This is a genomic window from Flavobacterium hydrophilum, assembly GCF_003202405.1.
Taxonomy (GTDB): domain Bacteria; phylum Bacteroidota; class Bacteroidia; order Flavobacteriales; family Flavobacteriaceae; genus Flavobacterium; species Flavobacterium hydrophilum.
In genome coordinates this window covers 1-5746 of the sequence record NZ_QJHL01000012.1, presented here as the reverse complement: position 1 = coordinate 5746, position 5746 = coordinate 1, and the positions used below count along the sequence as shown (strand labels likewise).

General features: G+C 46.2%; 2 tRNA genes and 3 rRNA genes. All 5 read right to left on the bottom strand.

The features are described from left to right. Positions 1–40: 40 nt before the first annotated feature. Positions 41–150 (bottom strand): 5S ribosomal RNA (rrf, locus tag DMB68_RS23105). 148 nt (positions 151–298) lie between these two features. Further along, positions 299–3180, bottom strand: a 23S ribosomal RNA gene (locus tag DMB68_RS23100). A 187-nt stretch (positions 3181–3367) separates the two neighbouring features. Then, positions 3368–3441: transfer RNA gene (locus tag DMB68_RS23095), tRNA-Ala, on the bottom strand. Positions 3442–3593: 152 nt separating this feature from the next. Continuing rightward, positions 3594–3667, bottom strand: a tRNA-Ile gene (locus DMB68_RS23090). A gap of 127 nt (positions 3668–3794) precedes the next feature. Further along, positions 3795–5308 (bottom strand): 16S ribosomal RNA (locus DMB68_RS23085). Together the 16S, 23S and 5S rRNA genes with 2 tRNA genes alongside form the textbook arrangement of a ribosomal RNA operon. Positions 5309–5746: the final 438 nt, after the last annotated feature.

The following is a 5746-nucleotide window of genomic DNA, read 5'->3' as shown; positions in this document are numbered from 1 at the left end:
TAAAACAAAAAACCCTATCCATAAGAATAGGGTTTTCAAAGAAAGGCGACGACATACTCTCCCACATAATTGCAGTACCATCTGCGCAGGCGGGCTTAACTTCTCTGTTCGGGATGGGAAGAGGTGAGCCCCGCCGCAATAACCACCTTAAGGTCATTCGCTGCGAACAGCTTTTAATTATTAATTATCAATTATAAATTGTTAATTATCAATTAAACAATATCTTAACATACTGAGATAAAGAAAGTTTTTAGTTTTAGAAAGTTCCTCCCGACAGCTTTCGCTGTCGGGAAAGGGTGTACATAAGCTTACGGATTATTAGTACTACTCGACTATGACATTACTGCCTTTACATCTATAGCCTATCAACGTGGTCATCTTCCACGATCCTTAAAAGAAATCTCATCTTGTGGTGGGTTTCGCGCTTATATGCTTTCAGCGCTTATCCCTTCCCAACGTAGCTACTCTGCGGTGCCCCTGGCGGGACAACAGATACACTAGAGGTTAGTCCAATTCGGTCCTCTCGTACTAGAATCAGATCCACTCAAATTTCTAACGCCCACAGTAGATAGAGACCGAACTGTCTCACGACGTTCTGAACCCAGCTCGCGTGCCACTTTAATGGGCGAACAGCCCAACCCTTGGGACCTTCTCCAGCCCCAGGATGTGACGAGCCGACATCGAGGTGCCAAACCCCCCCGTCGATATGAGCTCTTGGGGGAGATCAGCCTGTTATCCCCGGCGTACCTTTTATCCTTTGAGCGATGGCCCTTCCATGCGGAACCACCGGATCACTATGCTCTACTTTCGTACCTGATCGACCTGTATGTCTCTCAGTCAAGCTCCCTTATGCCATTGCACTCTACGCACGGTTACCAAGCGTACTGAGGGAACCTTTAGAAGCCTCCGTTACTCTTTTGGAGGCGACCACCCCAGTCAAACTACCCACCAAGCACTGTCCCCCACAAAGCGGGGTTAGGCCTCAGATAAACAAAGGGTTGTATTTCAACAATGACTCCACAACGCCTGGCGACGCCGCTTCATAGTCTCCAACCTATCCTACACATCATTTATCCAAGGTCAATACTAAGCTATAGTAAAGGTGCACAGGGTCTTTTCGTCCCACTGCGGGTAAACGGCATCTTCACCGTTACTACAATTTCACCGAGCTCATGGCTGAGACAGTGTCCAGATCGTTACACCATTCGTGCAGGTCGGAACTTACCCGACAAGGAATTTCGCTACCTTAGGACCGTTATAGTTACGGCCGCCGTTTACTGGGGCTTCAATTCAATGCTTCTCCGAAGATAACATCTCCTCTTAACCTTCCAGCACCGGGCAGGTGTCAGGCCCTATACTTCATCTTACGATTTTGCAGAGCCCTGTGTTTTTGATAAACAGTCGCCTGGACCTCTTCACTGCGGCCCCGATTGCTCGGGGCGACCCTTCTCCCGAAGTTACGGGTCTATTTTGCCTAATTCCTTAGCCATGAATCTCTCGAGCACCTTAGGATTCTCTCCTCAACTACCTGTGTCGGTTTACGGTACTGGTACTAATTACCTGAAGTTTAGAGGTTTTTCTTGGAAGCCCTTAGGCGCACTATCTCTTTGTCCGAAGACTCCGAGTACTATCGTATTTCCCCAAAAGATGTGGATTTGCCTGCATCTCTTATAGGTAGGTACTTCAACGAACTATTCCGTCAGTTCGCGGCGCTTTCATCACTCCGTCACCCCATCACAGTAATTAGTAGTACGGGAATATTAACCCGTTAGCCATCGACTGTCCCTTTCGGGTTCGCCTTAGGACCAGACTAACCCACAGCTGATTAGCATAGCTGTGGAAACCTTAGTTTTTCGGTGTGCGGGTTTCTCGCCCGCATTATCGTTACTTATGCCTACATTTTCTTTTCCAGCCAGTCCAGCATACCTTACGATACACCTTCAACCCTGCTGGAATGCTCCCCTACCACTTAGAGTAAACTCTAAATCCATAGCTTCGGTAATATGTTTATGCCCGATTATTATCCATGCTCGTCCGCTCGACTAGTGAGCTGTTACGCACTCTTTAAATGAATGGCTGCTTCCAAGCCAACATCCTAGCTGTCTGGGCAGACAAACCTCGTTCTTTCAACTTAACATATATTTGGGGACCTTAGCTGATGGTCTGGGTTCTTTCCCTCTCGGACTTGGACCTTAGCACCCAAGCCCTCACTGCTGTGAAACATTATATAGCATTCGGAGTTTGTCAGGAATTGGTAGGCGGTGAAGCCCCCGCATCCAATCAGTAGCTCTACCTCTATATAACTATCATCAGCGCTGCACCTAAATGCATTTCGGGGAGTACGAGCTATTTCCGAGTTTGATTGGCCTTTCACCCCTACCCACAGGTCATCCGAAGACTTTTCAACGTCAACCGGTTCGGACCTCCACTGTGTGTTACCACAGCTTCATCCTGCCCATGGGTAGATCACACGGTTTCGCGTCTAACACTACTGACTAAAGCGCCCTATTCAGACTCGCTTTCGCTACGGATCCGTGGCTTAACCACTTAACCTTGCCAGCAACGTTAACTCGTAGGCTCATTATGCAAAAGGCACGCCGTCACCCCACGAAAGGGCTCCGACCGCTTGTAAGCGTATGGTTTCAGGATCTATTTCACTCCGTTATTCACGGTTCTTTTCACCTTTCCCTCACGGTACTGGTTCACTATCGGTCTCTCAGGAGTATTTAGCCTTAGCGGATGGTCCCGCCAAATTCAGACAGGGTTTCACGTGCCCCGCCCTACTCAGGATACCACTATCTATTATACTCGTTACCCATACGGGACTATCACCCTCTATGGTGTCACTTTCCAGTAACTTCCGGTTCCTTGTACATAAAATATCGTGGTCCTACAACCCCAGTCAGGCCGTAACAAGACTGGTTTGGGCTAATCCGCGTTCGCTCGCCACTACTTACGGAATCACTTTTGTTTTCTTCTCCTCCGCCTACTTAGATGTTTCAGTTCAGCGGGTTTGCCCACCTATCGGTGTACTATGTCTTCAACATAGTGGGTTGCCCCATTCAGGTATCTGCGGATCAATTGGTGTGTGCCCATCCCCGCAGCTTTTCGCAGCTTATCACGCCTTTCATCGCCTCTGAGAGCCTAGGCATCCCCCATACGCCCTTATTTTGCTTATTGTACCAATCATAAAATCAATTATGACCGTTTTTTTTGTCTTTTACAATAAAATTGTAAAAAACGCTTTCTACTTTTTATTATTTCTTATCTCAATATGTCAATGAACTTTTTTCTAGTGAGTAGTCCTTAGTTATTCGTTCTTAGCTTACGCTAATTACTTTTCACTCTTTACTATTCACTCGAATAGTGGAGAATAACGGAGTCGAACCGTTGACCTCCTGCGTGCAAGGCAGGCGCTCTAGCCAGCTGAGCTAATCCCCCATTTTTTAAATGATGAGTTATGAATTATGAGTTATGAATTTGCTCATAAACGCTCAACTTCTAAAATTTCCTTTTTCTTAAGATTTTCAGTCTTTTTAGTTTGTTTTTTTTATAATTTACAATTCATAATTTATAATTAACAATTTAAAAAGTAGTCCCGGGCAGACTCGAACTGCCGACCCCTACATTATCAGTGTAGTACTCTAACCAGCTGAGCTACGAGACTCTGTTTTACTTAATTTTCATTTTTTTTTTAAATTAACAGCAAGAGTAATTGAATCTTAATTTTCATAAGCCAATAAATATTCATCTTTTTCCCTCAGCGTGTGTTGCCACTAACACTAAGGCTCTAGAAAGGAGGTGTTCCAGCCGCACCTTCCGGTACGGCTACCTTGTTACGACTTAGCCCTAGTTACCAGTTTTACCCTAGGCAGCTCCTTGCGGTCACCGACTTCAGGCACCCCCAGCTTCCATGGCTTGACGGGCGGTGTGTACAAGGCCCGGGAACGTATTCACCGGATCATGGCTGATATCCGATTACTAGCGATTCCAGCTTCACGGAGTCGAGTTGCAGACTCCGATCCGAACTGTGACCGGTTTTATAGATTCGCTCCTGGTCGCCCAGTGGCTGCTCTCTGTACCGGCCATTGTAGCACGTGTGTAGCCCAAGGCGTAAGGGCCGTGATGATTTGACGTCATCCCCACCTTCCTCACAGTTTGCACTGGCAGTCTTGTTAGAGTTCCCGACATGACTCGCTGGCAACTAACAACAGGGGTTGCGCTCGTTATAGGACTTAACCTGACACCTCACGGCACGAGCTGACGACAACCATGCAGCACCTTGTAAATTGTCTTGCGAAAGTTCTGTTTCCAAAACGGTCAATCTACATTTAAGCCTTGGTAAGGTTCCTCGCGTATCATCGAATTAAACCACATGCTCCACCGCTTGTGCGGGCCCCCGTCAATTCCTTTGAGTTTCATTCTTGCGAACGTACTCCCCAGGTGGGATACTTATCACTTTCGCTTAGCCACTGAAGTTGCCCCCAACAGCTAGTATCCATCGTTTACGGCGTGGACTACCAGGGTATCTAATCCTGTTCGCTACCCACGCTTTCGTCCATCAGCGTCAATCCACTAGTAGTAACCTGCCTTCGCAATTGGTATTCCATGTAATCTCTAAGCATTTCACCGCTACACTACATATTCTAGTTACTTCCTAGTAATTCAAGTCCTGCAGTATCAATGGCCGTTCCACCGTTGAGCGATGGGCTTTCACCACTGACTTACAAGACCGCCTACGGACCCTTTAAACCCAATGATTCCGGATAACGCTTGGATCCTCCGTATTACCGCGGCTGCTGGCACGGAGTTAGCCGATCCTTATTCTTACGATACCGTCAAATTCCTTCACGAAGGAGTGTTTCTTCTCGTATAAAAGCAGTTTACAATCCATAGGACCGTCATCCTGCACGCGGCATGGCTGGATCAGGCTTGCGCCCATTGTCCAATATTCCTCACTGCTGCCTCCCGTAGGAGTCTGGTCCGTGTCTCAGTACCAGTGTGGGGGATCTCCCTCTCAGGACCCCTACCCATCGTTGCCATGGTAAGCCGTTACCTTACCATCTAGCTAATGGGACGCATGCTCATCTTTCACCGTTGTGACTTTAATAACATCCTGATGCCAGGTCGTTATACTATGAGGTATTAATCCAAATTTCTCTGGGCTATCCCTCTGTGAAAGGTAGATTGCATACGCGTTACGCACCCGTGCGCCGGTCTCTAAATCCGAAGACTTATACCCCTCGACTTGCATGTGTTAAGCCTGCCGCTAGCGTTCATCCTGAGCCAGGATCAAACTCTTCATCGTATATTGTTTGTCTTGATTAATCAAGACTAAGTATTATCGACGAATCTCTATCGGTTATTCGCGAATCTCTCGATTCCATTACTCTTATTCTTTTGTTCTAACATCTCTGTTAAAACGGCTGTCAATTCAATATGTCTACGAACGTGTATTTCTTTTTGTTTCGCTTGTCTCTCAAAGCGGGTGCAAAACTACAACTTCTTTTTCAATTAGCAAGAACTTTTTAAAGTTTTTTTTGAAACTTTTTTTCGCCTCATTTCTTTATATTTTCCCACCAATCTATCAATGAACTTTCCCTGTTTTGCGGGGTGCAAATGTAAAAAGCATTTTCAAATCTCGCAAGCTTTTTTGAATCTTTTTTTTAGAAAACTTCTTTTCATTTGATTCTTGTTTCTTGCCAGTATTTCCATGAACCATTTCGCTGTTGCGGGTGCAAAAGTA